26 protein-coding genes are annotated in these 26,144 nt (G+C 68.6%); 14 read left to right on the top strand and 12 right to left on the bottom strand.

Annotated elements, in window-relative coordinates:
• Positions 1 to 13 precede the first annotated feature (13 nt).
• The 3 genes from QHF89_RS07300 (at position 14) to QHF89_RS07310 (ending at position 1,998) form a co-directional block, all read left to right on the top strand.
• A complete protein-coding gene (locus tag QHF89_RS07300; protein ID WP_136965808.1) occupies positions 14 to 535 on the top strand; it encodes a hypothetical protein in 522 nt (173 codons plus the stop codon).
• Between the two features lie 20 nt (positions 536 to 555).
• Positions 556 to 1,413, top strand: a complete 858-nt coding sequence (locus QHF89_RS07305; RefSeq protein WP_136965807.1) for a DUF6544 family protein — start codon at positions 556 to 558, stop codon at positions 1,411 to 1,413.
• A 183-nt stretch (positions 1,414 to 1,596) separates the two neighbouring features.
• On the top strand, positions 1,597 to 1,998 hold the full coding sequence (locus QHF89_RS07310; RefSeq protein ID WP_136965806.1) for a hypothetical protein: 402 nt from the start codon (positions 1,597 to 1,599) through the stop codon (positions 1,996 to 1,998).
• 92 nt (positions 1,999 to 2,090) lie between these two features.
• Here the strand turns inward: QHF89_RS07310 and QHF89_RS07315 are convergent, their stop codons facing one another.
• The 4 genes from QHF89_RS07315 to QHF89_RS07330 are packed head-to-tail and all read right to left on the bottom strand — an operon-like array spanning position 2,091 to position 5,451.
• On the bottom strand, positions 2,091 to 3,662 hold the full coding sequence (locus QHF89_RS07315; protein ID WP_284720186.1) for an FMN-binding glutamate synthase family protein: 1,572 nt from the start codon (positions 3,660 to 3,662) through the stop codon (positions 2,091 to 2,093).
• 33 nt (positions 3,663 to 3,695) lie between these two features.
• Positions 3,696 to 4,307 carry a hypothetical protein gene (locus QHF89_RS07320; protein WP_136965805.1) on the bottom strand — a complete coding sequence of 204 codons (612 nt, stop codon included), beginning with the start codon at positions 4,305 to 4,307 and terminating at the stop codon, positions 3,696 to 3,698.
• On the bottom strand, positions 4,304 to 4,876 hold the full coding sequence (locus QHF89_RS07325) for a hypothetical protein (RefSeq protein ID WP_136965804.1): 573 nt from the start codon (positions 4,874 to 4,876) through the stop codon (positions 4,304 to 4,306). The genes QHF89_RS07320 and QHF89_RS07325 overlap by 4 nt, the downstream gene beginning before the upstream one ends.
• Positions 4,870 to 5,451, bottom strand: a complete 582-nt coding sequence (locus QHF89_RS07330; RefSeq protein ID WP_136965803.1) for a hypothetical protein — start codon at positions 5,449 to 5,451, stop codon at positions 4,870 to 4,872. Before QHF89_RS07330 ends, QHF89_RS07325 begins: the two co-directional genes overlap by 7 nt.
• A 69-nt stretch (positions 5,452 to 5,520) precedes the next feature.
• On the opposite strand from QHF89_RS07330, the gene QHF89_RS07335 reads away from it, so the two are divergent.
• Both QHF89_RS07335 and QHF89_RS07340 read left to right on the top strand, forming a co-directional pair.
• The gene (locus QHF89_RS07335) at positions 5,521 to 5,916 is read left to right on the top strand and encodes a hypothetical protein (RefSeq protein WP_136965802.1); all 396 of its coding nucleotides are present in this window, start codon (positions 5,521 to 5,523) and stop codon (positions 5,914 to 5,916) included.
• Complete coding sequence (locus tag QHF89_RS07340; RefSeq protein WP_136965801.1) at positions 5,903 to 6,736, top strand: sterol desaturase family protein; 834 nt, start codon at positions 5,903 to 5,905, stop codon at positions 6,734 to 6,736. The genes QHF89_RS07335 and QHF89_RS07340 overlap by 14 nt, the downstream gene beginning before the upstream one ends.
• Here the strand turns inward: QHF89_RS07340 and QHF89_RS07345 are convergent.
• Positions 6,687 to 7,538 carry an acyl-CoA thioesterase gene (locus QHF89_RS07345; protein WP_136929466.1) on the bottom strand — a complete coding sequence of 284 codons (852 nt, stop codon included), beginning with the start codon at positions 7,536 to 7,538 and terminating at the stop codon, positions 6,687 to 6,689. The genes QHF89_RS07340 and QHF89_RS07345 overlap by 50 nt on opposite strands.
• Positions 7,539 to 7,545: 7 nt before the next feature.
• Positions 7,546 to 8,331, bottom strand: a complete 786-nt coding sequence (locus QHF89_RS07350) for an ABC transporter permease (RefSeq protein ID WP_136965800.1) — start codon at positions 8,329 to 8,331, stop codon at positions 7,546 to 7,548.
• Positions 8,332 to 8,391: 60 nt separating this feature from the next.
• Here QHF89_RS07350 and QHF89_RS07355 point away from each other — a divergent pair, with 60 nt between their 5' ends.
• Complete coding sequence (locus tag QHF89_RS07355; RefSeq protein ID WP_136965799.1) at positions 8,392 to 9,183, top strand: DUF6585 family protein; 792 nt, start codon at positions 8,392 to 8,394, stop codon at positions 9,181 to 9,183.
• On the opposite strand, the gene QHF89_RS07360 is transcribed toward QHF89_RS07355, so the two are convergent.
• On the bottom strand, positions 9,180 to 9,833 hold the full coding sequence (locus QHF89_RS07360) for a protein-methionine-sulfoxide reductase heme-binding subunit MsrQ (RefSeq protein ID WP_136965798.1): 654 nt from the start codon (positions 9,831 to 9,833) through the stop codon (positions 9,180 to 9,182). The genes QHF89_RS07355 and QHF89_RS07360 overlap by 4 nt on opposite strands.
• Positions 9,833 to 10,852, bottom strand: coding sequence for a protein-methionine-sulfoxide reductase catalytic subunit MsrP (msrP, locus tag QHF89_RS07365; RefSeq protein WP_136965932.1), 1,020 nt, complete (start codon positions 10,850 to 10,852; stop codon positions 9,833 to 9,835). The genes QHF89_RS07360 and msrP overlap by 1 nt, the downstream gene beginning before the upstream one ends.
• Before the next feature lie 58 nt (positions 10,853 to 10,910).
• Between msrP and QHF89_RS07370 the strand changes: the two genes are divergently transcribed.
• Positions 10,911 to 11,534: an NAD(P)-dependent oxidoreductase gene (locus QHF89_RS07370; protein WP_136929470.1), complete on the top strand. Its 624-nt coding sequence runs from the start codon at positions 10,911 to 10,913 to the stop codon at positions 11,532 to 11,534.
• Between the two features lies 1 nt (position 11,535).
• Positions 11,536 to 12,567, top strand: a complete 1,032-nt coding sequence (locus QHF89_RS07375; RefSeq protein ID WP_136965797.1) for a pirin family protein — start codon at positions 11,536 to 11,538, stop codon at positions 12,565 to 12,567.
• Positions 12,568 to 12,677: 110 nt separating this feature from the next.
• Here the strand turns inward: QHF89_RS07375 and QHF89_RS07380 are convergent, their stop codons facing one another.
• Positions 12,678 to 15,080: a right-handed parallel beta-helix repeat-containing protein gene (locus tag QHF89_RS07380; protein WP_136965796.1), complete on the bottom strand. Its 2,403-nt coding sequence runs from the start codon at positions 15,078 to 15,080 to the stop codon at positions 12,678 to 12,680.
• Between the two features lie 313 nt (positions 15,081 to 15,393).
• On the opposite strand from QHF89_RS07380, the gene QHF89_RS07385 reads away from it, so the two are divergent.
• The 5 genes from QHF89_RS07385 to QHF89_RS07405 are packed head-to-tail and all read left to right on the top strand — an operon-like array spanning position 15,394 to position 20,765.
• A complete protein-coding gene (locus QHF89_RS07385) occupies positions 15,394 to 16,083 on the top strand; it encodes an NUDIX hydrolase (RefSeq protein ID WP_136929473.1) in 690 nt (229 codons plus the stop codon).
• Positions 16,084 to 16,122: 39 nt separating this feature from the next.
• A complete protein-coding gene (locus QHF89_RS07390) occupies positions 16,123 to 16,923 on the top strand; it encodes a protein phosphatase 2C domain-containing protein (RefSeq protein WP_284720188.1) in 801 nt (266 codons plus the stop codon).
• A gap of 13 nt (positions 16,924 to 16,936) precedes the next feature.
• On the top strand, positions 16,937 to 18,877 hold the full coding sequence (locus QHF89_RS07395; RefSeq protein WP_136965794.1) for a hypothetical protein: 1,941 nt from the start codon (positions 16,937 to 16,939) through the stop codon (positions 18,875 to 18,877).
• A gap of 29 nt (positions 18,878 to 18,906) precedes the next feature.
• A complete protein-coding gene (locus tag QHF89_RS07400; RefSeq protein ID WP_284720189.1) occupies positions 18,907 to 19,953 on the top strand; it encodes a cysteine hydrolase family protein in 1,047 nt (348 codons plus the stop codon).
• A 14-nt stretch (positions 19,954 to 19,967) separates the two neighbouring features.
• Positions 19,968 to 20,765 carry a hypothetical protein gene (locus tag QHF89_RS07405; RefSeq protein WP_136929477.1) on the top strand — a complete coding sequence of 266 codons (798 nt, stop codon included), beginning with the start codon at positions 19,968 to 19,970 and terminating at the stop codon, positions 20,763 to 20,765.
• A 1-nt stretch (position 20,766) separates the two neighbouring features.
• Here the strand turns inward: QHF89_RS07405 and QHF89_RS07410 are convergent, their stop codons facing one another.
• Positions 20,767 to 21,552 (bottom strand): ABC transporter permease, encoded by a 786-nt coding sequence (locus QHF89_RS07410; RefSeq protein WP_284720190.1) that lies wholly within the window; start codon positions 21,550 to 21,552, stop codon positions 20,767 to 20,769.
• Positions 21,549 to 22,553, bottom strand: a complete 1,005-nt coding sequence (locus QHF89_RS07415) for an ABC transporter ATP-binding protein (protein ID WP_136965792.1) — start codon at positions 22,551 to 22,553, stop codon at positions 21,549 to 21,551. The genes QHF89_RS07410 and QHF89_RS07415 overlap by 4 nt, the downstream gene beginning before the upstream one ends.
• A 60-nt stretch (positions 22,554 to 22,613) precedes the next feature.
• Here QHF89_RS07415 and QHF89_RS07420 point away from each other — a divergent pair, with 60 nt between their 5' ends.
• Entirely contained in the window at positions 22,614 to 24,977 is a 2,364-nt protein-coding gene (locus tag QHF89_RS07420; RefSeq protein WP_136965791.1) for a protein kinase domain-containing protein, read from the top strand.
• On the opposite strand, the gene QHF89_RS07425 is transcribed toward QHF89_RS07420, so the two are convergent.
• Positions 24,974 to 26,116 (bottom strand): FIST signal transduction protein, encoded by a 1,143-nt coding sequence (locus QHF89_RS07425; protein WP_136965790.1) that lies wholly within the window; start codon positions 26,114 to 26,116, stop codon positions 24,974 to 24,976. The two genes, QHF89_RS07420 and QHF89_RS07425, sit on opposite strands and share 4 nt — an antisense overlap.
• Positions 26,117 to 26,144 lie beyond the last annotated feature (28 nt).

The following is a 26,144-nucleotide window of genomic DNA, read 5'->3' on the forward strand; positions in this document are numbered from 1 at the left end:
TCTTCGACGCACTGTGTCTTCACGCAGAGCGTTCGTCTTCAGCTTAGGGCTCCTGCGGGCCGTCCTTGCAGGACTTTCGGCGTGTGAGCATCCCAAACCTCCACCTCCCGATGTAGACGGAGGACATGGCGGCGAGGGGGGTTGTCCCGTACGACCTCCCGAGCCGCTCTTCGTCCTCGACATCCGCGCGGAGGGCGAGCCCCTCCCGCCGGATCTGCGCATCGTCGTCGAGTGGAGCGCGGGTGATGAACCACCGTTCGATCTGTCCGACGCGACCACGTGGAAGACGCTCGACGACGGCGCGAACTTCGTTTGCAACGTCGATCGAAGCAAGCCACCGCCCACGGATCTCGCGACCCTCCTGTGCGAGCTTTGGACGAGCGGCCCGGTGAACGTGCTCGTCACGGCCGAGGGGTTCGAGCCCCACGCCGAGACGTTGAAACCTGCGATGAGCGAGCTCTGCGGCACGCTCACGCCGATGGAGGTGGCCATCCTGCTCTCGCGTGCGAAGATGGACGCCGGCGCGACGCCCTGAAAGGAAAGGCGAAGGAGCGGATGGCTTCTCGTGGCGGTGGCAGGTTGATCCCCCGCATCCTCTACGGGGTCACGGGCACGTTGTTCGGCGGCGCGGTTCTGCTCGCGGGCCGACGGCTTTATGGTGACCGCGTCCTGCAGCGAAGGTGGCGCGCGCTCCTGCCCCGGCCGAGCGAAGGTCGCTTCGATCCTCGCGAGCTCGACGACCTGCCCGAGCCCGTGGCCCGTTACTTCCGGCATGCGCTCGCGGAGGGGGCGCCCCTCGATCCTGCCGTGCGGCTCGCGATTCGCGGCGAGATGCGCCTGTCGCCGACGGACGCGTGGCGCTCGATGGAAGCCGAGGCGCTCCTCGCGCCGCCGCGCGGGTTCGTGTGGAAAGCGGCGGTCGGCACGGGGGGCAGCCGTTTCGTGGGGTCCGATTGGCTCGAAGGCGAGGACGCGGGCAGCGAGTTTTATGCGATCGGCGCGCTCCCCGTGGCGCATGCGCGGGGCCTCGACGTGCGCCGCTCTGCGGCGGGCCGGCTCGCGCTCGAATCGATCCTCTCGCCGGCGGCGTTGCTCCCTTCGCGTGGCGTGCGCTGGGAGGTCGAGGGGCCCGACGCGATCCGCGCCACGCTTCGGATCGCGGGCGAGCCGCACACCGTGGCGATCGCGATCGACGACGCGGGCGCGGTGCGCTCGGCGAGCCTGCTTCGCTGGTCGAACCAGACCAAGGACAAGCGCTTCACGTGGATCCCGTTCGGGGTCGACGTCGACGAGGAGCGCACCGAGGGCGGTCTCACCATCCCTTCGCGGGTCCGCGTCGCGTACTGGCACGGCACGGACCAGCGGTTCGAGTTTTATCGCGCCGAACAGCGGATCGTCCCCCTGGGTGGATGAATATTTCCCCACCCGGTCCGTACTTGATCCATCCCCGTATGTTGCGTCTCCTGACGTCCCGGCCCGTAACGACGAAAAATCGCAAGGATACGGTACTTCCTCGCGACCGTTCCGGGTGTGCAGCGGGCGTTGACGTCTGGCACGGGACGTGCTGAAACGAAATCACGTAGGAGGACGGTCGTCATGAAGAAAGCCCTTTCGCTCGCTGCTGTTGCTATCCTCGCTTTTGCCGGCGCCGCATTCGCGGCCGAGGGGTACGACCTCAAGGTTTCGGCTGCGTCCGGCAAGTCCGGCAACAAGGCGACGGCGACCGTCACCATCAAGCCGAAGGGCGCGTATCACGTCAACCTCGAGTACCCGCACAAGCTCATTCTCACGGCGCCCGACGGCGTGACCGTGGAAAAGGCGAAGCTCGTCGCCGCCGACGCGAAGATCTCGAAGGACGAGCTGAGCTTCTCCGTCGTCGCGACGGCCGCCGCGCCCGGCAAGAGGACGATCGAGGCCGAGCTCAAGGGCGCCGTTTGCGACGAGAAGACGTGCCTGCCGTTCACCGAGAAGGTCTCGATCCCCGTCGAAGCAAAGTGAGTTTTTCGCGCCGCTCTCCAACGCGCGCGTGAAATGAAAAAGCGCCGCCCCTCCCGGGCGGCGCTTTCGTTTTCGAACGTCCGAGCGAGCCCTCAGGCCGGCGCGATGACGAGCCCCTCGCCGCTGGGCAGCACCGGCGCCGGTTTGCCGACCATGATCGCGTGAATCGCCTCCATGTCCGCCGCCGAGGGACGGCCCCAGCCCGGCTCATACGCGAACACCGAGGCCGCCGAGCGCGCGTGCAGCCGGTCGTCGAGGATCTCCAGCTCGTCGAGCGTCACCAGCGCCGGATGCGGCACGCCGCAGGCCCGCGCGAGCTGCAGCAGCTCCTTGCGCAGGCTGGTCACGTAATTCGCGAATCGGGCCGCTTTGTCCGTCGGATCGAGCCCGCGCACGAGCCAGCGGTTTTGCGTGGCGACGCCCGTGGGGCACCGGCCCGTGTGGCACTCCTGGGCCTGGATGCAGCCGATCGAGAGCATCGCCTCGCGCGCCACGTTCACCATGTCGCAGCCGAGCGCGAACGCGAGCAGCGAGGCGTGCGGGAAGCCGAGCTTGCCCGAGCCGATGAAGACCACATCCTCGGCGATCCCGGCCTCCGCGAACGTGCGGTAGATGCGGCTCATCCCGATCTTGAAGGGCAGCGCCACATGGTCGCTGAACACGAGCGGAGCTGCGCCCGTGCCGCCCTCGCCGCCGTCGATCGTGATGAAATCGACGCCCCGATCGCCGCGCCCCATGAGCTTCGCGAGCTCGTGCCAGAACTTCTCCTGACCGACCGCCGATTTGATCCCCACCGGCAGGCCCGACGCCTCGGCGAGCTTCTCCACGAAATCGAGCATCTCGTCGGCCGAGGCGAACGCCGTGTGTGCGGCGGGGCTGATGCAGGTTTCTCCGATCGGAATGCCGCGGATCTTCGCGATCTCGGCCGTCACCTTCGCGCCTGGCAAGACGCCGCCGAGGCCGGGCTTCGCGCCCTGGCTCAGCTTGATCTCGATCGCGCGGATCGGCGCCGACGCGACCGACTCCAGGAATCGCTCCATGCTGAAGCGCCCGTGCTCGTCGCGGCAGCCGAAATACCCCGTGCCGATTTGCCAGACGAGCTCTCCGCCGTGCCGGTGGTGCGGCGATACGCCGCCCTCGCCGGTGTTCTGCATGGCGCCCGCGATCTTCGCGCCGCGGTTGATCGCCTCGACGGCCGCGCCCGAGAGTGAGCCGTAGCTCATCGCCGACGAGTTGATCACCGAATTCGCGCGAAATGCCTTCTTCCTGCCCCGCTTGCCGCCGAGCACCTTCGCGCAAGGCACGCGGTAGCCGGGGTCGTAGCCAGGCTCGCCCGCGTGCAGCTCCGGCAGCGGGAAGGCCGCGTGCTTGACGATGAGGTAGTTCGGGCTCTGCTCCAGGTCGTTGTCGGTGCCGAACCCGAAGTAGTTGTTTTCCTTTTTCGCCGACGAGTAGATCCACCGGCGCTGATCACGGCTGAAGGGGCGCTCCTCGTCGTTGTTCGTGACGATGTATTGCCGCAGCTCCGGCCCCACGGCTTCGAGCAGGTAGCGGAAATGCCCAATGATCGGGAAATTGCGAAGGATCGCGTGTTTCGTTTGCGTCACGTCGTAGATCGCGATGGCGACGACGAGGACGGCGAAGACGGCCAGGATGATCCACACGGCGGGCTACCTCCGGGGCGCGGGGGAGAGAGGCTACAGCGTGTCGGCCGACGGTGTCGAGGGCGCCTTTCGCGCGAGCTCGCCCTCGATCCTCACGAGCGCCTCGTCGATCCAGCGCTCCACCGTGCGCGGGAAGGGCCACATCCAGCCATAATCCGGCCCCGTGAAGCGCCGCACGATCTCCGCCCGCAGCGCGGGGGCGCGGGCCGCGGCGAGGCCCTCGATCTCGGCGACGGCGCGCAGCGTCTCTTCGTACGCCTCCCACTCGAAGCGGGCGCGGAACCAGGCGAGGCCCATCGGCAAGGGCAGGACGCCGTAGAAGAGGACCATGACGACCCAGCCGTACCGCTCGAATTGCGCCACGTGCACGGCCTCGTGGCGGAGGATTTCGAGCGCGCGGGTGGGCTCCCAGCCGTCGAAATCGTCGGGCACGTAGATCGTGTGGCCGAGCGTCGTCACGTAATGGGTGAGGTACTTGTTCTGGCCGCCGAACGTCACGGCCCAGAGCGCCGCGCCCGCGGCCCGCTGGTGCCAGTATTCGGATTTTTTCACGACCCGGATCGGGCGGCGCCTGCGGGCGAAGCGTTCGAGGAGCCGCGACAGCTCCTCGCGCGCCTTTCGGTCGGCGATGTGCGTCGGCTTCACGCGCCTCCCTTCGGCACCTTCACGTCGAGCTTGCCGAGGCGCGCGAGCAGCGGGCCCCGCTCGTCCATGGCCGTGCCGAGCAAGGCCTGCGCGGCCTCCTCGTCGAGCACCGGGACGCTCTTCGCCGCGAAACGCGCTTCTTCCGCGGCGGGGATCTTGAACACCAGGTGATAGACGCCGCTGTTCGAGACCGCGAGCACGTTCGGCTTCTCCTCCACGCCGAGCAGGCGGAGGATCGCCGCGGCCAGAAAGCCCCCGGCCGCGCGGGCGAACGCGCCGCCGCGATAGGACATCGAGACGTGGTGCTCGTGGCCGTCCTCCTCGCCCTCCCTCGCGACCGTGTACGCGATCGCGATATCGGCGGACGTGATGAACGCATTGCCCGCGGCGAACGGATCTGCGGGTGGCGCTAGCCCCACGCCCGCGAGCGCGGCCTCCTTGGCGCGGCCGAGCCCGTGCGACAACTCCATCAGGTGGTCCGGCGAGAACAGCCTATCGTAGCGCGGCCGCTTCATCGCGAGCCGGTAGATCAAGAACACCACGAGCCCGAGGATCAGCCATTTCAGCATCGGGCCTTGCGCCTCCTCGCCCATACGCCGAGACAAACCATCCCGCCCGCGGCGAGCGGCAGCGCGGGGGATTCGCCCGCCCCGTCGAGACCCATCGAGCAGATACCGCCGCCGCGGCGGCGGCCCGGGGCGCTGACGGCGGACGTGGTCTTCGTCATGCACGTGGCCACGATTTCCTGCGTCGAGCCCGGAGCGCACCCCTTGTCCTCGTTCACGTAGCTCACGGCCTCGCGCCACTCGCCGACGCGATGTCCCCGCATCGGGATGACCCCAGGCGCCACGCACATCCGCACCTCGACGCACGCCTGTCCCGGCGCGCACGACCTCGCGTCGCGGGGGCTGCACACCTCCATCAAGCAGCAGGGCCGGGCGCTGGCGTCGCAGACGGCGGGGTTCGAGCCGAGAGGGCAGGTGTCGGGCGCGCAGCCCGTGCCGGCGTGCCCCGTGATGCCGTGGGTCTCGCTGGGACACGAGGTCGGCGGGGGCGGGACGGCGTCCGCGCGCGCGGGGGTAGGTAGAGCGAGCGCGGCCACGAGCGACAGGAGCGCCGCCGAGCGCGCCTTGGTTCGTTCCATGGCGAGGCATCGTGCGGGTCCTCGAAGGATTCGTCAACGCGCGCGGGGGTCTCGTACGTCGAAGGGACCATGCCTGCTCCTCCGCGCTCCTCGCTCCTCCTCCGCGTGGCCACCTTGCTGCTCTCGCTTGGCATCCTCGGCGTCCTCGTGACCCAGGCCTCGCTCTCGACCGGCTGCACGCGCAACGAGCCCCCTGCGCCCTCGACCCTCCCCGAGCCGCGCGCCGCCGTCCCGCCGCCCGCGCTTTCCGCCACGCCGGGGCCCATGCCCGGAAACCCCGCCGCCGCGCCGGATTCCACGGGCTCGCTCGACGTGGGCGACGAGATGTTCGGCACGACGAAATCGGGGAAGTTGTTCCGGCCCAAACCCCAAGGCTCCGCGGCCCCGAAGGGCGAGTCGGGCATCCTTCAAGACGTAGCGCCCTCGAACAACGCAGCCCCCTCGAACACCCATGCCCAGCGCTGAGCTCTCGCAGGCGCTCGACGCGCTCTGGGCCGCGCTCGCGAGCCTCGCTGTGCTCGTGGTGATGTTCGTCCCGCTGGAGCGCGTTTTTCCGGCCAGACACCAGCGTATCCTCCGGCCTGCCCTCGTCCTCGACCTTGGCTTCTTCTTCGGCCAATACCTCGTCTGGAACGCCCTCGCGATCTTCGTCGCGCGCTCGGCCTCGGCGTGGATCGGCGGCCACTTGCCGGAAGGGCCCCGCGCGTTTTTCGCGGCGCAACCCTTCGTCGTCCAGGCCGTCCTCGTGGTCCTGCTCGGCGACCTTTGCGTGTATGGGTACCACCGGGCCTGCCACCGTTTCGATTTCCTCTGGCGTTTCCACGCCGTGCATCACACGAGCGAGCACCTCGACTGGGTCGCGGCGCATCGCGAGCATCCGGTCGACGGCGTCCTCACGCAGCTCGCGACGAACCTGCCGGCGCTCGCGCTCGGCTTCGCGCCGCGGGCGCTCGCGGGCCTCATCGTCCTCCGGGGCGTGTGGGCCATCTTCATCCACTCCAACGTGCGCCTGCCCCTCGGCCCGCTGAAATGGCTCCTCGGCGCGCCCGAGCTCCACCACTGGCACCACGCGCGCCTCGAACGCACGCAGCACAACTTCGCGAACGTCGCGCCCTTCCTCGACGTGCTTTTCGGGACACACCATTGCCCCGCGAAGGACGAGGCCTACGACCTTGGCGTCTCCTTCGCCGCGCCGAAGAGCTACCTCGGGCTCCTCCTCGCGCCGTTCTTGCCGGCTACCGCGTCGGCTTCCGCAGAAACATCGTCTGCGTCGCGTACGCCGTGAGCTTGCCGTCCGCGCCCCAGACCTCCGCCTCCGCCGTCGCATACCCCGCCCGCGCTCTTCGCGCCCACACGCTCACGAGGTGCCAATCGCTCGTCGTGGGGTCGAGGAAATGCACCGTGAGGTCCAGGCTCGGTGCGTGGAAATGTGGGCCCTCCGGGCCGAGCTTCTGGCGCAGGGCCGGCGGCATCAGGTCCGCGATCGGCGGGATCGCGAAGGGATCGAGCGTACCGTCGGCGAGGCGCTGCGGGATCTTGTACCGCATCCACCGCGCATAACGAGCGGAGCCCGCGGGCCAGCCCGGCTTCCACCAGACGTGCCCGAGCGCGAGGCGCGAATCGAAATTGTCGAGGAACGGGTATTCGCTGCGGCCCGCGACCGAGCGGCGCGGCTCCACGATCGAGGGCGCCTCCTCGGGATCCGGCACGCGCGGCGGCGCCGTGTCGAGCAGGTCGAAGCCTGGCCGCTCGCGGGCGAACGTCGCGCTCACTTCGAGGTCCGTCTCCGAGGAAGATTGCGCGCGGAGCGCGGCGCGCGCCTGCACGGCCGCATTGCCGCGCCGGAGCAGCTCGACGCGAATGTCGAGCGGACCGGCGGGGACGGGGCTGCAAAAGACCGTCGTCGCCGAGACGGGGCGAAACGTCGCATCGGCGATCGTGGCCTCGATCGCGCGCAGCGCCACGGTCATGAGCACGCCGCCCGAGGGCAGGTGCCAGCTCCAGGCGTCGGGGAGGTTCGTCGTGTAATGGCCGGGCGAGCCGGGGACGGGCGTGACGGCGGTGTCGAGGGCGAGATCGGCGGGCATCGGGGGGTCAACTCGAAGCGGAGGTATAATGGCCGATCGCGCGGATCCAGACGGCTCGCGCCATCACGGCGAGCAGGGCTGCGCCGAAGATCGAGGCCACGGCGGTCTGCCCGGCGAGCGCGCCGAGCAGCGCCTCGGCCGGGTACGTCGTCATCACGCCGAGCGGGATGACGAAGGTGAACACGATCTTCCAGACCCCCTTGAACACGGACACGGGCCAGCGCGCGAAATCGAAGAGCGAATCGAAGAGGTACGCGAGGTTGTCCACGCGAACCACCCAGAATGCCGCGGCGATCACGAGGATCCAGATCGAATAAAGGACCACCGTGGCCGCCGCGAGCATGGCGAGCGCCGTCAGCACGCCGGCCGGGCTCGGGACGCGCCCGAGGCGCACGAATGCGACCGTGACGAGCGCGAGCCCGGCGATCGCGTCGAACACGCGGAAGACCTCGAACTTCGTGGTCGAGACGAGGAACTGCGCGTCGGCGGGCTTGAGCAACACGAAATCGAGCGTGCCCTCGCGGATCTGCTGCACGACCGTGAGGAGCGAGGGGTTCACCGCGCCGTCGAGCACGCCCCGGAGCAGCGTGAAAAAGCCCACGACGACGAGCGCGGTCTCGTACGTCCAGCCCCCGACGGGCGGCCGGCCGTGGAAGGCCACGTGGAACGGCACGAGGCCTGCGACCGTCCAGAGCAGGGCGAGGACCCCGCTGACCACGAAATCCCAGCGATATTGCATCGCGAGGGTCGCGGACTTGCGGAGCTGGAGGCCGAGCAGGGAGAGATACCGCATCTCGCGTCCGCGCGGAGGCTAGCACGCCCCGGGCCGGACGCGGTTATACTCACGCTCCCCGTGCCCCCGCGCCTCGAAGCCCCGAACGACACGAACGCCCGCGCGCTCAGCCCTTACCGCGCGGCTCCGCTCGCGTTCGGGCCGCCCGTCGCCACGTATCGCCCGAGCAAACTGCGCCGCGCGTCCTCGCTCTTCGTCGGAGCGTCCACGGGCCTCGCTGCGATCGGGTCGCTCCTCGCGTCGCTCGGAGGCGGCTCGGATCCGGGCTCCTGGGTCGTGACGTTCTTCGTGGTGGGCATGTTCGGGACCGTCGCGGCCTTCGCGTTTCGTCTCTTCCTGCGGGACATGCGGGCGCTGGTCACCGTGCATGACGAGGGGATCGGCATCACGACGTACACCGGGAAACACATGGTTCTCTGGGAGGACGTGACCGGCATCTGGGCGCGCTTCTACGAGCCCGTACGTTCGCCCGAGTTCATCGTGCGCCTCGGCTCGCGCGACGGCCGCGTGACCGAGTTTCCGGCGGAGCTCGAAAACGCGCGGGACCTGGCCACGCGGGTGCAACAGGAGACGGCGGCCGGGCTGCTCGCGGAGACGGTGGCCTCGCTCGACGCGGGAGAGAAGCTCCCGTTCTGGCCGATGGTGGTCGACGCGTCGGGGATTCATTACGGCAGGGGCGCTTCGCCGTGGAATGGAGTCGACGCGATGCAGCTCTCGTTCCGGTGGCTCGAAGTGCGGCTCACCTCGGGCAATCGGATCCTGCTGCCGACTGAGGAGGTGCGGAACGTGGGCGTCCTGCTCGCCGTGGCAGGGCGGTTCGGGGTGGGTCGATTGGCGGGAGGCCCGGCCTAACCGCGCTTGTTTCCGCGCTCCCTCGCCCAGTTCATGATCCGGATCAGGAAGAGCCCCGCGAGCACGGCCCCGTAGATCGCCGGCTCCGTCACGTCCTTCTTCACGCGCATCACGAAATGCACGACGCCGAGGATCGCGACCACGTACGCGAGCCTGTGCAATCGTTTCCACCGGGCAAACCCCATCCGCTTGAGGGCCTTCGCGGTCGACGTCGCGGCCAGCGGGAGGAGCAAGACGAACCCGGCGAACCCCACGAGGATGAACGGGCGCTTCGTGATGTCGGAGGCGATCGCGCGAAGGGCGAGCGATTGATCGACGACCGCGTAGACCAGGAAATGCGCGCAGACGTAAAAGAAGCCGAGCAGGCCGAGCGATTTGCGGATGCGGATCGGCCATTTCCAGCCCGTGACGATCTGGAGCGGTGTCGCGGCGAGCGAGAGGACCAAAAGGACGAGCGCGAGCAGCCCGAGCTGGTTCATCGCCTCGGCGATCGGGTTCGCCCCGAGGTCGCCTCGCGCCGCGCGCGCCGCGAGGACGACGGCCGGAACGAGGCCTCCCGTGACGATCGCGGGGACGAGCCAGCCGAGCTTGCCCGCGCCGGCGCGCGGCGCGGCGGGTTTGTCCGGCGTGGGGAGAACATGCGTCGCCATCAGTAAGACATCCGGAGGTCCATGCCCGCATAGAGGGACGCGACCTCCTCCGCGTAGCCGTTGAACGGGAGCGTCGGCCGTTTTTCGAGGTCCCCGATGCGTCGCTCCATCGCCTGGCTCCAGCGCGGGTGCGCCACTTGCGGGTTCACGTTCGCGTAAAACCCGTATTCACGCGGGGCCGCCATGTTCCAGGACGTCTGCGGCTCCTTCTCGACGAGCGCGATCCGCACGATCGACTTGATCCCCTTGAATCCATACTTCCACGGCACGACGAGCCGCAGCGGGGCGCCGTTTTGCCCGGGGAGCGATTTGCCGTAGAGGCCGGCCGCGAGCATCGTGAGCGGGTGCATGGCCTCGTCGAGGCGCAGTCCCTCGCGGTAAGGCCATTCGAGCACGTCCGTGAGCTGGAACGGGAGCTGCTCCGGATCCATCAGCGTGTTGAACGCGACGTACTTCGCCCGCGACGTCGGTTCGAGCCGTTCGAGCAGCTTTCCCAGCGGAAAGCCGAGCCACGGGATCACCATCGACCACGTCTCCACGCAACGCATGCGGTAGACGCGCTCCTCCAGAGGAAACCATTTCAAGAGCGTATCGATGTCGACCCGCTGGGGCTTTTTGATCTCGCCCTCGAACACCACCGTCCACGGCCGGGGCTTCAGGGTCTTCGCGTTCCGCGCCGGATCTTCCTTGTCGAGGCCGAGCTCGTAATAGTTGTTGTACGTCGTCACGTCCTCGTAAGGCGTGCGCGGCTCGTCGGTGGTGAAGGGATTGCGCGCAGCGGCCGAGCTCGAGGGCGCGGCGGGCGCCGCGGACGCGGACGGCACCACGAGGCCCGCGGGCAGCGGCTCGGCGGTGATCGTCGCGCGGCGGCCTCGGCCCGTGAGCGCGACGAGGCCCGTGCCCATCGCCGCGGCCGTCCCCACGAAGAGCCCGGCGCTCTTGAGGATTTCGCGGCGGCGCAGGTACCGTGCTTCGGGCGTGATGTCGGAGCTCGGGGGCGGCGTGGGCAGCCTGCGCATGGCCGCATTGTAGGCGATACGCGTTGCGACGTCGCGCCCGACGTACGATGATCGGCGCATGAAGATCTTGGTCTTCGGGGCTTCGGGGCCCACCGGTCGGGAGGTCGTCACGCAGGCGATCGACGCGGGGTACGAGGTACGGGCGTTCGCGCGCAGGCCCGCGGCCGTCGGCGCCTGGTCGCCGCGCCTCGAGCTCGTGCAAGGAGACGTACTCGAGTGGGGCCACGTCGGGCCCGCGATGCGCGGCGTCGACGCGGTCATCTCAGCGCTCGGGACCGGCAGGGACTTCGGCGAGACGAATCTGTTTTCGGACGGGTTCGCGGCCATCCTGTGGGCGATGGCCGAGGCCCACGTGCGCAGGTTCGTGTGCGTGACGTCGGCCGGGACGATCGAGGATCCGAACGAGCCGTTCTGGTACCGGACCGGGGGTCGATGGATGGCGCGGCACGTGTACGCCGATCAACGAAGGGCGGAGGAGCGCCTCCGCGCGAGCGACTCCGACTGGACCATCGTGCGCCCGCCGCGCCTCCTCGACGGACCGAAGAGGGGTGATTACAAGATCGTGAAGGACGGGCCCGCCGGCAAGTCGTACGAGGTGAGCCGGGCGGACCTCGCCGAGTTCATGGTGGCCGAGATGATGGCGATGAAATACGTCCGCGCCGCCGTGGGAATCGGGTATTGAGATGAGCTCCGCGAACGACATCGTGCAAGAGACACGCCCCCTTGGTTTCCCCTGGGAGACGGCCGATCCTTTCCTCTTTTGCGTGCACCACGACGACGCTTACCCCCCGGGCAACGAGCGCATGGGGCCGGCCGCGTCGCTCGCGGGGCGCAACATCGGTCAGGATTTCGCCGGCAAGGACGGCTGGCGGATGTACCACGGCGAGGTCGTGCCCGGCTTCCCGCAGCACCCGCACCGCGGCTTCGAGACGGTGACGATCGTGCGGCGTGGGCTCATCGATCACGCGGACTCGCTCGGCGCGGCGGCGCGCTTCGGCGCGGGCGACGTGCAATGGCTGACGGCGGGCGGGGGCATCGTCCATTCCGAGATGTTCCCGCTGCTCGACCGGACGAACCCGAACCCGGCCGAGCTGTTTCAGATCTGGCTGAACCTGCCGGCAGAGGACAAACTCGTGCCGCCGCACTTCGCGATGTTGTGGAGCGATACGATCCCGCGGTGCGTGTTCCTCGACGAAGCGGGGCGATCCACGGAGGTCACGGTGATCGCGGGGTCGCTCGACGGGAAACGTGCGCCTTCGCCGCCGCCGAAATCGTGGGCGTCGCGGCCGGACACGGACATCGCGATCTGGAGCATTCGAATGGCCCCGGGCGCCACGTGGACGCTGCCGAAGGCGGCGCACCCGCAATCGGTGCGCACGGTGTATTTCTTCAAGGGCGCGTCGTTGCGCATCGGCGAGCATGCGCTCGCGGGGCACGTGGCGGCGCGCGTGCGGAGCGACGTAGACGCGCGGCTCCAGGCCGGCGACGAGGAGACCGAGATCCTGCTCTTGCAGGGGCGCCCGATCGGGCAGCCGGTCGTGCAGTACGGTCCGTTCGTGATGAACACCCGCGAGCAGATCCAGCGCGCGATGATGGATTACCAGCGGACCCGCTTCGGCGGGTGGCCGTGGCCGAGCGACGACCCGGTGCACGGGCGCGAGGAGGGGCGGTTCGCGCGGCATGCGGATGGGCAGGTGGAGCGGGTGGGAAGCTGACGGAGGAGCCACGTCAGGACGCTTTTCCAGGCCCGATCGTTCGCCCTTTTGATAGGGTGTCGCTCCAAGCCTACTCGCCATCACCCCCCCGGGCCATTGCCGCGGCCGCGCTAGGACAGGGGAGTGTGCGTACGGCTGCGGCGTCGACTTAGCGCAAACAAGAACACCGGCAGAAGCCACCAGGGCGAGCCGCTGGAACGGGGGGCCACGCAGCCGCAGCCGGCGCCTCCGCTCTCTCCGTTTCCGCCTCCGCCACCGTCTCCGCCGCCACCACCACCGTCTCCGCCGCCGCCACTACCGCCTCCGCCGCCACCGGTGCCTGGCTCGGCGTAGTTGGCGCCGACCAGGAGCTGCGCCTGTGGGTTGACCGCTCCGTCGGCGACCGTCGTGACCTGACCAATCCAGACCGTCGCGGCGGGCTTGCTGAGGTCGGGCCGCGCCGGCAGGTCGTTGTTGAGGAAGATGCCGAACTCGACGTTGCCGACGTCGATGTCGTCGGCCGTGGAGTTGACGACGTAGTTGTACGACCAGTCGAACCAGGCGCCGTTCGGCGCGTAGAACGGGTCCTCCGGCTGCTCGTAGATCTTGGCGGTGGAGGAGGAGCCACGCTCGAAGCGCGTGCCCTCGACGTTTCCGCTGTTCAGCATCGAGACGCCCAGCTCATCGGCGCGGAAGTAGCAGCTGATGACGTCGGCGACGCCCTGTACGGTCGGCGCGCCCCCGTTGTTGATGATGTCGCTGTTCACCAGTTGCAGGTGGTTGCTACTCTGCGCGAGGAGGGTGCCCTCGGTGTTGCCCTGGAACCGGCTGTTGACGACGGAGTTGAGGTTGTTGGCGCGACGGGCCCGCAGCTCCATGCCGATGCGGTTGCCCACGAACTGGTTGCCATAGAACATCACCTTGTCGATGTACCCGGTGTTCACCCCACCCTGATCGGCTGCCGGGTCGACGTATTGCTTGAACCCGACATCCGAGTCGACAAAGGAGACGTTGTAGAAGACGCCATTGTCGAAGCCGCCGGTCTGGTCGATGAAGAAGCCGGCTTGGCTGAAGTTGCGGAAGACCAGGTTCGAGAAGAGAAACTCAGAGTAATGCCGGAGCACACCGGGCGGGCCGTAATGGTGCACGCCGTTGCGCCCCCCCTGGAGCGTGAGGTCTGCGATCGTGATGCCGTAGCGGTACTCTTGGTCTGTCCTGTCGTCGTCGACGAAGACCTCGATGCTGGGGTCCTTCGCGACAATGGCGGTGACGTCCGGACCGCTTCCGATGATCGTGGTGTCTCCGCGCACCAGGAGCGGGCTCGAGATGTAGTAGATGCCAGGCTCGAGGAGCACCGCGGCCTCGTTGTCGATGCGCTCCTGCAACATCGCCGTCGAGTCGGGCTTCGATGCGAGATCTTGATTCCAGTTCGGTCCCGCCGGATCGGGGATGGGATCGAAGACGGGGCGCTCCCAGACCTCTCCCGTGTGGGTGGTGTACATCGCGGTCAGCGCGTCCGCGGTCGCCTGGGGCAGAGGTCCGGTGACGAGCTCGTCGTGATCCTTCAGGGTGGAGCCCGAGTTGTTGTTGATGCTGTTGTCCCCGAACAGGCGCAGGCCCGCAGGGTTCTTGTCCTCGATCGGGCGCGAGCCAAACGCGAAGGCGCGCGCGACGGAAGCGCGCAGCGTGATGGGCGTGGGAGATACCCCACCCATCGTCACCGAACTGAGCTGCACCTCGGTCGCGTCGATATCGAACAGCGGCTGATTCGTGGTGGGGCTGTACCCGCCCAGCGCCCAGAGCCTCAGCGTCTCGACGTCCCCGAAGCGATACATCGGATCGGCCGTGTTGGAGGCGTAGGGTTCGTCGTCCCAGCCCACGAGGGTCACGTCTCGCTGTCCCGAGACCGACGCCGTATTGTTCGGGCCGGTGAGGTGGTTGCCCCACAGGAAGACGTTTCCATAGGACTTGTGCCCGGGGTCTCCGAGCATCGTCAGGAGCGGCCCATCCCCTTGCGTGCGAATGCGGATGAAGCGGTTGTTGCGCAGCCACCCACCCGCGCTCGTGTCGATGTGGATCGTCCCACCTTCCATGCCGAGGAAGGTGTTCTCTTCCAGCGTCGCGCCTTCGACCCTGATGCCGCGGCGGAGCTCGAAGAAGAGGTTGTGTCGCGTGACCAGATCCGACGGGGGAAACACGGCCCCCTTTGCGAAGTCCAGGAGCACGTTGGCCAGGATGATCCCCGTGGCGCCCGGCTCGATCGTGAGCAGAGGCAGCTCGCTCCGCAGCCCGTAGAGTTGCTGCCCGCTGCGCAAGACGAGGGGCGGCGACGCAAGGTAGCTCCCGCGCTCGAGGCGCACGATGCCGTGGGTGTCCAGGGCGTCCTGCAACGTCGCAGCGTCCGCCACGGTCACCAGGAACGCGTCATGAGGATACGTCTTCGTGAGACGGGGCGGCCCATCTGCGTGTGCAGAACCCATGCTCGCGAAGAGCGTGGCGGCTCCGAACGCGATACCGCGGAGTCGTAGTTTCATCGCCGCAGTATCGGACTTTCCTGGCGTCCAGAAACCCCCAAAACCGTCCTTCGTTTGATGATGAGCGAACCCGCCAGAACCCTGCCGTCCTGTCCGTCGTCCACGCGGGCTCGACGGTGGTTGTGGGGCGACCGTGGTAGCGTCGGCGCGTGGTGAAGGTCGGGATCGCGCGGCATGCGGATGGGCGGGTGGAGCGGGTCGGTACCAGAACGCCCTGCCATCTTCGCTCGATCTTCCAGGCCTGATCGCACGCGCTCTTGACGTGGTGTCGAATCGACACTAAGGTTCGTGTACATCCTACACGGACCTGATCATGAGCGTGACCTACCGTTACCCGCGCCCGGCGCTCGCCGTGGACTGCGTCGTGTTTGGCCTCGACGAGGAGGATCTCAAGGTCCTCCTCATTCGGCGCGGCGTTGATCCTTTCGCCGGGCGCTGGGCTTTGCCTGGCGGATTCGTGCGCCTCGAAGAGACGCTCGACGAGGCCGCGCGGCGTGAGCTTCGCGAGGAGGCGGGCATCGAAAAGGTGTACCTCGAACAGCTTTATACGTTCGGGGCCGTCGACCGGGATCCGCGCGAGCGTGTCGTTTCGGTGACCTATTACGCGCTCGTAAAGCTCTCCGAGCACAGGGTCCGCGCCGCCACGGACGCGCGGGAGGCAGCATGGTTCGCGATCGACGACCTGCCGAAGCTCGCCTTCGATCACGAAACCATCGTCGACAAGGCGATCACGCGCCTACGCGGCAAGGTGCGGTATGCGCCGATCGGGTTCGAGCTCTTGCCCAAGAAGTTCACGCTCACGCAGCTCCAGCGCGTGTACGAGAAGGTGCTCGGGTACGAGCTCGACAAGCGAAACTTCCGCAAGAAAGTGGCCGCGACGGGGCTCTTGGTCGAGCTCGACGAGGTCGAGCAGGACGTCGCGCACCGGGCGGCGCGGCTTTATACGTTCGACGAGAAGACGTACCGCAAGCTCGAAAAAGAGGGCTTTTTGTTCGAGATTTGAGGCCGGGAGGTCGTCATTCGCGTCGACGAACGATTCGAGGTGGCCGCGGGCAGCGTGACGGGGCGCTCGCATATCCTCGCGGGGAAGCCGAATCAGGATGCATTCGCGTTTCGTTCGGCCGAATGCGGGATCGTCGGCGTCGTGTGCGACGGGTGCGGCAGCGGCGCGCACAACGAGATCGGGGCGGCGATCGGGGCGCGGATCCTCGCATCGCAGGTGCTCCGCGAGATGGAGGCCGGCGCGGCGATCGGCGAGGAGGCGACGTTCGAGCGTGTGCGGGAGCGTCTGCTCGTGGCGCTCGCCTCGGCCGCGCAGGACATGGGGATCGCGCACGCGCGTGGCGTGGCCGAGTTTTTCCTGTTCACCGTGCTCGGCGTGGCGATCTCCGCCGAGCGGGCCGTCGTGTTCGGCGCCGGGGACGGGATCTTCGTCGTCGGGGACGAGGTCGTGCGGCTCGGGCCTTTTCCTGGCAATGCGCCGCCGTACCTCGGGTATGGGCTCTCGGGGGCGGGGCCGCGGGTCTCGATTCACCGCGTCTTGCCCGCGTCGACGCTCACTTCGGTGCTCGTCGGCACGGACGGCGCGGCGGATTTTGATGCGCTCGCAGGCGCGGGGATCCCCGGGGCGCACGGGGAGCGTGTGCCGCCGCTTCGGGCGTTTTGGTCGGAGGACCGGTACTTTCGGAATGCCGATGCGGTGCGGCGGTCGCTCGCGCTCGTCAATCGGGACGTGACGCGGCCGCTCTGGGACGAGCGTCGGATCCACAAGGAGCCGGGGCTGCTCGAAGACGATACGACGTTGCTCGTCGTGCGCCGCAAGAAGACGAGCGCCCCGGACTAGCAGAGGGATTTCAATGAAATGGCCGTTCGGGCTCGCCGCGAGGCGAGGACGGGAGACGTGTGCCATGGAAGTGTACATCGACGACAAACGCCACCGCGTGCGCCCGCAGGCCTCGATCGGCAAGGGCGGCGAGGCGGACGTCTTCGATCTGGGCAACGGCCTCGCGCTGAAGCTCTGGAAAGGCCCGGATCATCCGGACGTCGCCGGGGTCTCGGTCGAGGCGCGCGCGGCGGCGGACAGGCTCGCGCTCGTGCAGGAGAAGATGCCGTTGTTTCCGGCGGGATTGCCGGCGCGGGTCGCCTCGCCGATGGCGCTCGCGAAGGATCGGAAGGGCAGCACGATTCTCGGGTACACGATGCGCTTGATCGCGGGCGCCGAGCCGCTCATGGGCCTCGGTGAGCCGGCGCGGCGCCGGGCGCTCGGGGGGGAGGGCGCGGCGCGGATTCTGCGGGATCTCCGGGCGACCGTGGCGGCATTGCATCACGCCGGTGTGGTGATCGGCGATTTCAACGATCTGAACGTGCTCGCGCGGGACGGCGAGGCGCACATCGTGGACGCGGACAGTTTTCAGTTTGGCCGGTTTCCGTGCCCCGTGTACACCGAGCGCTTCGTCGATCCGCTGCTCTGCGAGACGAGCGAGCCGCGTCCGTGGCCCGTGCGGCCCTTCACGGCCGCGTCGGATTGGTATGCGTTCGCCGTGATGGTCATGGGCACATTGCTCTGCGTGGGGCCCTATGGCGGCGTGTATCGGCCGCGGGATCCGGCGAAACGTGTCCCCGAGGCGGCGCGGCCATTGCGGCGGATCACGGTGTTCGACCCGGAGGTGCGTTATCCGAAGCCAGCGATCCCGTACGGGGTGTTGCCGGACGACCTTTTGCATACGCTCTCGTCGATCTTCGAGCGCGACGCGCGGGCGCCGTTTCCGCTCGTGCTCCTGGAGAACCTGCGCTTCACGGCGTGCGTGTCGTGCGGGGCCGAGCATGCGCGGGTGCGTTGTCCGGTCTGTGATCACGGCGCGGCGCGCGAGGTGATCGTCGTGCGGGGGCACGTGAAGGCGTCTCGCAAATTCGCCACGTCCGGCACGGTGGTCGCGGCGTCGCTTGTGGGCGATGCGCCGGCGTACGTGGTGCACGAGGGGGGCGTGTACAAGCGGGAGGACGGGGCGGAGCTCGCGCGGGGGCCCATCGACGGGGCTTTGCGGTTCTGGATCCAGGGCAAAACCACGTTCATCGCGCGGCGCGGGCGGGTCGTGGCATTCGAGGCCGGGCAAACCGAGCAGGCGATTGTGGTGGATGTCCTCGGGCAGGAGCCCGCGTTCGTGGTGAATGATCGCTATCGATGGTTCGTCCATGGAGGGCGCCTGTTCCGGCGCGCCGCGCGACCCTTCGGTTCGCCCCTCGCGGGCCTCGCGGAAGGCGCGGAGCCCTGGGGCGAGGTGCTGGCGGGACAGACCCGCATCTGGGCCGGCGAGCGGCTCGGGTTCGGGTTTTATCGGGCGGGCGCGGTCTCGGTCGTGTTCACGTGGGACACCGAGCGCCGCGGGATTCGTGATTCGGTGAAGCTGCCCTGGCCGAGCGGGCAGATCGTGGCCGCGGACGCCGCGATCGATAAAGATCGGGTCTGGTTTTTCGTGACGTATATGCGCGCCGGTCGAACGATGAACCGGTGCGCCGTCATAGCCGAGAGCGGCGCGTTGCTCGGCGTGGCCGAGGCCGAGGCGGGCGACGGCTCGTGGCTCGGGTCGATTGCGGGGAAAACGGCGATCGGGGGCGCGCTCCTCGTGGCCACGGACAGCGGCCTCGTGCGGGTCGAGCTCGGCCCGGGCGGGCCGGCCGAGGCGCGGCGTTTTCCGGACACCGAGCCGTTCGTGCAGGAAGGCGCGCGGATCCTCGCGGGGTCCGCGGGCCTCTGGGTCGTAGGAGCGCGCGAGATCACGGCGCTCGGGATGGGTTGATTCGCAGAAAAGAAATGAGAGGCGACATCATGAACCACAAGGAACTTCCGCTGCCGGTCTTTTACGATCACAAGAGCGCCGAGAAATGGGGGCATCGTCCCAAGGAGGAGCTGCTCTTCGTGGCTGCCGAGGACTGGCGCAAGGCGCTCGACATCCGTCCGGCCGGCGCGGACAAGACGAACGTGCACCTCTTGCTCATCGACGTGCAGAAGGATTTTTGCCACCCCGAGGGCGCGCTCTTCGTGGCGGGGAGGAGCGGGCGGGGCGCGATCGACGATAACCGGCGCATCGCCGAGTTCATTTACAAGAACCTCGACGTGCTCACGGCGATCACGACGACGATGGATACGCATTTCTCGCACCAGATCTTCTTCCCGTCGTTCTGGGTGGATCGCGAGGGCAAGCCGCTGACCGCGCACCGGGTGATCACGACGCGGGACGTCGACGCGGGCGAGGTGCGGCCGAACCCGGCCATGGCGAAATGGCTCTGCGGCGGGAACTACCCGTGGCTCGTGAAGCAGGTGCGGCATTATTGCGAGGAGCTGGAGAAGGCCGGGAAGTACACGCTCTATCTGTGGCCGCCGCATTGCTTGCTCGGGAGCGACGGGCACGCGCTCGTGGGGGCGATCCACGAGGCGAGGCTTTTTCACTCGTACGTGCGCGGGGCGCAGTCGTGGGTGGAGGTGAAGGGCGGCAATCCGCTCACGGAGAACTATTCGGTGCTCTCGCCGGAGGTGCTCACGCGCTTCGACGGGCAGCCGCTCGGGCAGAAGAACACGCTCTTTTTGAAGACGCTGCTCGCGGCGGACGTGGTGATCATCGCCGGGCAGGCGGCGAGCCATTGTGTGAAGAGCTCGATCGACGACATCCTCGGCGAGATCGCCTCGGTCGACGCCGCGCTCGCGCGGAAGATCTACCTGCTTACCGATTGCATGTCGGCCGTGACGGTGCCGGACGGCAAGGGCGGGCTCGTGGCGGATTTCACGCCCGAGGCCGACAAGGCGCTCGCCAAGTTCGCGGCGGCGGGGATGAACCTGGTGAAGAGCACGGACGAGATCGGGCGCTGGTTGAAATAGGAGAGGAGGACGTCATGACGAACGGGAATGGGAAGGGACACGAGATCCGAAGGCTGTTCGAGGCGGCGGAGGAGGAAGGGTCGCTCTCGCCGGAGGCGCTCGCGGCGCTCGCGGCGCTCGATATCGGGGCGCAGATCCAGGCCGGGCTCGGCGTGGGCGTGGACGACGTGCAAGCGTCCGAGGTCGTGCTCGTGACGATCATGCCGGATGATTCGGGGTCGATCCGTTTCTCCGGGAACGCCGATCTCCTGCGGGAAGGGCACAACACGGTGGTCGAGGCGCTCGCTTCGTCGAAGCAGAAGGATTCGATCCTGGCGCATACGCGGTACCTGAATGGATTCGTGCTTTATCCGTACAGGCCCGTCGCGCTCGCCGAGCGAATGACCGTGAAGAACTACGATCCCACGCTCGGGACGCCGCTCTACGATCAAACGGTGGTGCTGCTCGGGACGGTGATCGCCAAAACGCAGGAGTTTGCGCAGAGCGGCGTGCCCGTGCGGAGCGTGACGTTGATCCTCACGGATGGGGCGGATCAGGGCTCGTGCAAAGCCAAGGCGAGCGACGTGCGGGTGCTCGTGCGCGACATGCTGGCGAGCGAGCAGCACATCGTGGCGGCGATGGGGATCGACGATGGGCATACGCCGTTCCGCGACGTGTTCCGGGCGATGGGCATCGAGGATCGGTGGATCCTGACGCCGCGCAGTGATGTGGGGGAGATCCGGCGGGCGTTTCGGATGTTCTCGCAATCGGCGATGCGCGCGAGCCAGCACGCGGGGTTTTCGCGGGCGGCGGCGGGCGGGTTTCTCGGGTAGCTCAGCCGCCAAACGCCCCGAACCGCCGCACGCCCGCGCGAAACACGAGGATGGCGGTGGCCGCGGCCGCGGCGGCATAGGTGTATTGCACGGCGAGGCCTCGCAGGGCGGATTTCAGGTCCACGAGGCCAATCACGACCTCGACGGGAAACCCCAGGGTGTAGCGGAAAGGCAAGGCCTCCGCGACGCCGCGCACCCAGCCGGGGAAAAGCTCGAGCGGGACGACATATCCCGAGAGCAACATGAACGTGATGAGCCAGAGCTCGAAGACGCTCGTGGAGCTCTCCAGGAAAAACGCGAGCGAGCCGATGATGGCCATCGTGAAGAAATTGATGAGCCACGCGCCGAGCAGGGAGGCGAAAAAGATCACGAGGAGCGGGCCGCTCCGCGTGATGTCGGCATACACGACGGCCACGACGACGACCGGCAGGCAAAGGGCGGCCCGGAGCGGCAAGGCGGCGAGGTTCTCCGCGCTGTAGATCCAGAGCGGGTGAATCGGCTTCAAGAGGCGCTGGGAGAGCGTGCCCTGGCGGATCTCCTGGTTCAGTTGCCAGACGAGCCAGGAGCCCGTGCACTGGCGGACGATGAGCGCGGCCAGGAAATACCCCACGAATTCGCCAGGGCCATATCGACCGACGGGCGCCTCGCTCGCGACGGCCGTCCAGATCGAGAGGCTGACGAGCGGCATCGTGGTCGTCAGCATCCAGATCACGAGCTCGGCGCGATAGGCGAGCGCCGCCGAGAAGCCCACCCGCAGGAGCGTCGGATAGACCTGGAGCAGGTTCACCGGGTCGCCTCGGCCGGCTCCTCGGCGGGGCGCGCGAAGAGATCCCGCATGACCTCTTCGAGCGGCGGATCCTCGATCGTGAGGTCACTCGTGGGCGCGCTCGCGACGAGGTGGCTCACCGCCTCACGCACGTCCGCTTGCGGGACACGCAGGACAGCACGCGTCCCTTCGAGCTCGACGACGGTCCCCACACGCTCCAAGGCCGCGCGATCCGGCGGCGCGGCGAAGACGAGGACAATCCGTTTGTCAGGGCGGATCGTCTTCACCAGCTTGGCGAGGTCGCCGTCGTAGCGGAGCTTGCCCCGATCGATGACGATGACGCGCGGGCAGAGCGAGGCGACGTCGTCCATGTAATGGGACGTGAGCAGGACCGTGGCCCCGCGCTTCTCGTTGTACTTGCGGATGAAATCCCGCACGACGAGCTGCATGGAGACGTCGAGGCCAATCGTGGGCTCGTCGAGGAAGAGGATGTCCGGGCGATGCAGGAGCGCCGCCGCGAGTTCGCATTTCATGCGCTCGCCGAGCGAGAGCTGGCGCGTGGGCTTTCTCTTGAGCGCCCCGATGTCGAGCAGGGATTCGAGCTCGTGGAGGGTCTCCGCGAACGCCGCGTCGGGGATGCCGTAAATGGCCCGGTTCAGGTCGAACGTCTCGGCCGGCGGCAAGTCCCAGAGGAGTTGCTGCTTCTGGCCCATGACGAGCGTGATCGCCCGCAAAAAACCAGCCTCGCGGCGCCGCGGGACGTGGCCCGAGACCGTCACGTCGCCGCTCGTCGGGTGCAGCAATCCCGAGAGGATCTTCAAGGTGGTCGTTTTTCCCGCGCCATTCGGGCCGAGGAAGCCGACGCGCTCGCCAGGCTCGATCGTGAACGAGAGGTCCTCGACGGCACGAACTTCCTTGTACGTTCGGCGGAAAACGCTGCGCAGCGCGGCCGCGAGACCGGCCTGGCGCTCGTGGACACGATAGACCTTCGTGAGTGCGCGGACCGCGACGGCGGCGTCCATGGGCGGCGGAGGGTAGCACCGAACGAGGCCCAGATCGGTTAGCCTCCGTCGCAGCAGTACATGACCGACTTCAAGGCGACCCCAACGTTTCCCGATCCCCTCAGCGAGGCGCCGACAGGCATGGTCCTTTCGAGCGCGCCAGGCGATCGCGTGGCCGGTCGATACACGCTGCTCGGCCTGCTCGGGGTCGGCGGCATGGGCAGCGTCTACCGCGCCCGCGACGAGGAGCTCGAAGAGCTCGTGGCCCTGAAGGTGCTGCGGCAAGACCTCGTGAACGAGCCGGGGATGCTCGAACGGTTCCGCCGCGAAGTGAAGCTCGCGCGCCGCGTCACCCACAAGAACGTCGCCCGCGTCTTCGACATTGGCGAGCACGGCGCCGACAAGTACCTGACCATGGAATACGTCGAGGGCGAACCCCTCAACGTGGCGCTCGCCCGGCAAGGCGCGATGTCGGTCGCGCGCGTCGTGGAGATCGCGACGGCGATCTGCGCGGGCCTCGCCGCCGCGCACGCCGCCGGCGTGGTGCACCGGGACCTGAAGCCCGAAAACGTGCTCCTGGCGAAGGACGGGCGCGTGGTGATCACCGATTTCGGCATCGCGCGGATGCACGAGCCCGAGGGCGCGCGGACGCAGGTCGGCGCGGTGATCGGGACACCGGCGTACATGGCGCCCGAGCAGGTGCAGGGGATCGCCGACATCGACACGCGCGCGGACATCTATGCCCTCGGCGCGATGTTGTACGAGCTCTTCACGGGCGAAAAGGCGTGGCGCGGGGAGTCGATCGTGAGCGTCGCCGCGGCGCGGCTCGTGCAACCGCCGCCGGACCCTCGCGTCAAACGGGCCGATTTGCCGACGGCGTGCGGGACGATCGTCCTCAAGTGCATGGCGCGGGATCGCGACGAGCGATATCGCACGGCGCAAGAAGTGGCCGAGGAGCTGACGAGCTTGACCTTGCCGGCCATGAACAAGCTGCCGGTGACGACGCTCGTGGCGCCCACGACGAGCTCCCGCACGCCGACACCGGCCGCGCAGGCGGCGGCGGCCGAGAAGACGGTCGCGGTGTTGCCCTTTCGGAACAGCGGGCCGCCGGACGACGAGTACCTCGCGGAAGGGCTCACCGACGATCTGATCGACACGCTCTCGATGACGCGTGGCCTCAAGCTGCGGCCCCGCGGCGTGGTGATGCGCTGGAAGGGCGTCGATCAGGACCCACGCGAGATCGGGCGCGAGCTCGCCGTGCAGGTCGTCGTCGAGGGCAGCGTGCGCAGGACGCCGGCGGGCGTGCGCATCAGCGCGCGCGTGCTCAGCGTGGCCGACGGGTTCCAGCTCTGGGCGAAGCGATTCGACCGGCCGGAGAAAGATCTCTTCGTGGTGAACGACGAGGTCGCGAAGGCGATCGCGGACGCGCTGACGGTCGACATGGCCCAGCCCGCGCGCGAGTCGCCGACGGACCCCGTGGCCGTCGAGCTCTACCTGAAGGCGCGCATCGAGTACCGGAAGTTCTGGGTGGAGCACGTGCGCGCAGCCGTGAAGCTGCTCGAACAAGCGCTCGCGCGCGCGCCGCAGGATCCGACGATCCTGTCCGGCTACGCGAGCGCGCTCGCCCGGATGTCGTTCTTCAACGGCGACAACGCCGTGCTGGCGAAACAAGCCGCCGAGCGCGCGCTCGCGGCGGCGCCGCACCTCGCCGAGGCGCACCTCGCCATGGCGCACGGGCTCTTCCAGGCCGGCGACGGGGCCGGCGCGGTGCGGAGCGCGCGCCAGGCGATCACGCGCGCGCCCGCGCTCGCCGAGGCCTACGGGCTCATCGGGATGATCCTCTCGGAGTCGGGTCCGCTCGACGAAGCGACGCGCGTGCTCGAGACGGCGCGCTCGCTCGATCCGGCGGCGCCCTCGGTGTCCCGGAACCTCGCGCGTGTCTGCGTGTTGCGCGGCGATCGGGACGGCGCGCAGAAGCTCCTCGAACAGGTGCGGACGGTCGAGGGCGAGTTCGCGTACTTCGCAGGCGTTTCGCGGTACGCGATCTGGGACCGCGACGAGGAGCTCTTGAGGAGCGTCGCCGAGCGGCTGCGGAACGTGAAGATCGATGCGCCCATCCAGATGGCGATCCGCGACGCGTTGCTCGACAAGATCTCGCCCTTCGATTCGCCGACCTTCCAGCAGGCGATGGCGAGCAACGAAGGCGGATGGCGGCGGACCGCGTACTTCCGGCAGGTCGAGGTCGAGCTCGCGCTCTACGTGGGCGACGTGGCGCGCGCCATCGGCTCGATCCTGCCCTGCGCGCAAAGCGGGCTCATCGATCTCCTGTGGATGGATCGTTGCCCGCTGCTCGCGCCGCTCCGCGGGACACCGGAGTTCCAAGCTGCGCGCGTGATCGTCGACGAGCGCGTGTCGCGGATGCTGGACGCGCTGCGCGCCGGTTAGCTCGGCGAGCGGAAGAGCGCGAGCACGCTCGTGTAAAGGTCGAGCCGTGACGGACGGCCTTCGCGTGGGCTGATCTCGAAGGCCGCGTGCATGCCGGCGATCGGGAGATCGCCAAAGCGCTGGCGGAGGATCCGCACCTCGGCGTCGGGCACGCCGTAGAGGCTTTGGCCGCGGCCCGCGCAGGTCACGTAGAGGGCGAAGCGCGGCGCCGCGCCGAGCGCGTTCTTGGAGACGACACGCGCCATCGCCTCGAGCTCGGTCCTCGCCGTCTGCGCGTCCCGCACCGCGAAGGCCATGCGCAGCCCGGGGCGCGCGTCCGCGCCGATCATCACGCCTCGCCGCGAGGGATCGATCCCGCGCACGGGTCGGATCACGAAGCGCGGGCGCCCGTCTTCCGTGACGTCGTCCGGCTCGGCGAGCGCGGCGAACACGAGCGGCGAGGGCGCGCCGGGGTTGTCGGCGCCGGGCGCGCATCGCGAGAGCTCGTCGAGCGCGCTGCGGCCGCCGACGCGCGTCACGAGGCCTGCGTGGACCTCGTCGATCGGCGCGAGATCGGAGACGAGGCGACACGCGGGCGAGGTCGCGACGATCGGCGAGGCGAGCCCCTTGATCGCCATCCCCACGGCGCGCGCGGCGCGCTCTTCGCCGTCGGCCGTGACCACCATGCCGCCTGCGCCCACGGTGCCGGCGCCGAAGACACACGCGGAGGGCGCCGCGGCTGCGAGGCCTTCGAGCAGGCTCGTGTCGAAGCCTTCGGCCCGGTGGAAGAGCAGCGCCGAGGAGGGGCGCGCGCCGAGGGCGTGCCCGATCGATTCGCCGAGCGCGCGGGGCGCGTCGTCTGCGCCGTCGAGCGCGAACGGCGTCGTTTGCCCTCCGTTCCAGAGCAGGCCGCTCACGGCGGGGACCCCTTCGAGCTCGGCGCGCTCGTGCAGCACGCCGGCGCTGGGGACGAGCACGGTCGGCACGCCTTTCCATGCGGCCGCCACGCGACCTGCGAGCGTGCGGAGGTGCGGCACGAGCGGGCCCGTCACGAAGACGAGCCCTCCTGTCGGGGAGGTGACGGCTCCGCGTGCCTCCCGGAGGACGCGCGAGAGCCCGTCGGGGGAGGTCACGCTCGTGCAGAAGCTCCGCGCTGCCATAGGGATGACGACGGAGTCTACCCGAGCG

Source organism: Polyangium sorediatum (assembly GCF_029946465.1).
GTDB lineage: Bacteria > Myxococcota_A > Polyangia > Polyangiales > Polyangiaceae > Polyangium > Polyangium fumosum.

Excerpts from the sequence above, each read along its gene's own strand:
- QHF89_RS07305 (WP_136965807.1), top strand. The coding sequence starts at position 556 with ATGGCTTCTCGTGGCGGTGGCAGGTTGATCCCCCGCATCCTCTACGGG.
- QHF89_RS07310 (WP_136965806.1), top strand. The coding sequence starts at position 1,597 with ATGAAGAAAGCCCTTTCGCTCGCTGCTGTTGCTATCCTCGCTTTTGCC.
- QHF89_RS07325 (WP_136965804.1), bottom strand. The coding sequence starts at position 4,876 with ATGCTGAAATGGCTGATCCTCGGGCTCGTGGTGTTCTTGATCTACCGG.
- QHF89_RS07330 (WP_136965803.1), bottom strand. The coding sequence starts at position 5,451 with ATGGAACGAACCAAGGCGCGCTCGGCGGCGCTCCTGTCGCTCGTGGCC.
- QHF89_RS07335 (WP_136965802.1), top strand. The coding sequence starts at position 5,521 with ATGCCTGCTCCTCCGCGCTCCTCGCTCCTCCTCCGCGTGGCCACCTTG.
- QHF89_RS07340 (WP_136965801.1), top strand. The coding sequence starts at position 5,903 with ATGCCCAGCGCTGAGCTCTCGCAGGCGCTCGACGCGCTCTGGGCCGCG.
- QHF89_RS07345 (WP_136929466.1), bottom strand. The coding sequence starts at position 7,538 with ATGCCCGCCGATCTCGCCCTCGACACCGCCGTCACGCCCGTCCCCGGC.
- QHF89_RS07350 (WP_136965800.1), bottom strand. The coding sequence starts at position 8,331 with ATGCGGTATCTCTCCCTGCTCGGCCTCCAGCTCCGCAAGTCCGCGACC.
- QHF89_RS07360 (WP_136965798.1), bottom strand. The coding sequence starts at position 9,833 with ATGGCGACGCATGTTCTCCCCACGCCGGACAAACCCGCCGCGCCGCGC.
- msrP (WP_136965932.1), bottom strand. The coding sequence starts at position 10,852 with ATGCGCAGGCTGCCCACGCCGCCCCCGAGCTCCGACATCACGCCCGAA.
- QHF89_RS07370 (WP_136929470.1), top strand. The coding sequence starts at position 10,911 with ATGAAGATCTTGGTCTTCGGGGCTTCGGGGCCCACCGGTCGGGAGGTC.
- QHF89_RS07375 (WP_136965797.1), top strand. The coding sequence starts at position 11,536 with ATGAGCTCCGCGAACGACATCGTGCAAGAGACACGCCCCCTTGGTTTC.
- QHF89_RS07380 (WP_136965796.1), bottom strand. The coding sequence starts at position 15,080 with ATGAAACTACGACTCCGCGGTATCGCGTTCGGAGCCGCCACGCTCTTC.
- QHF89_RS07385 (WP_136929473.1), top strand. The coding sequence starts at position 15,394 with ATGAGCGTGACCTACCGTTACCCGCGCCCGGCGCTCGCCGTGGACTGC.
- QHF89_RS07395 (WP_136965794.1), top strand. The coding sequence starts at position 16,937 with ATGAAATGGCCGTTCGGGCTCGCCGCGAGGCGAGGACGGGAGACGTGT.
- QHF89_RS07400 (WP_284720189.1), top strand. The coding sequence starts at position 18,907 with ATGAACCACAAGGAACTTCCGCTGCCGGTCTTTTACGATCACAAGAGC.
- QHF89_RS07405 (WP_136929477.1), top strand. The coding sequence starts at position 19,968 with ATGACGAACGGGAATGGGAAGGGACACGAGATCCGAAGGCTGTTCGAG.
- QHF89_RS07415 (WP_136965792.1), bottom strand. The coding sequence starts at position 22,553 with ATGGACGCCGCCGTCGCGGTCCGCGCACTCACGAAGGTCTATCGTGTC.
- QHF89_RS07420 (WP_136965791.1), top strand. The coding sequence starts at position 22,614 with ATGACCGACTTCAAGGCGACCCCAACGTTTCCCGATCCCCTCAGCGAG.
- QHF89_RS07425 (WP_136965790.1), bottom strand. The coding sequence starts at position 26,116 with ATGGCAGCGCGGAGCTTCTGCACGAGCGTGACCTCCCCCGACGGGCTC.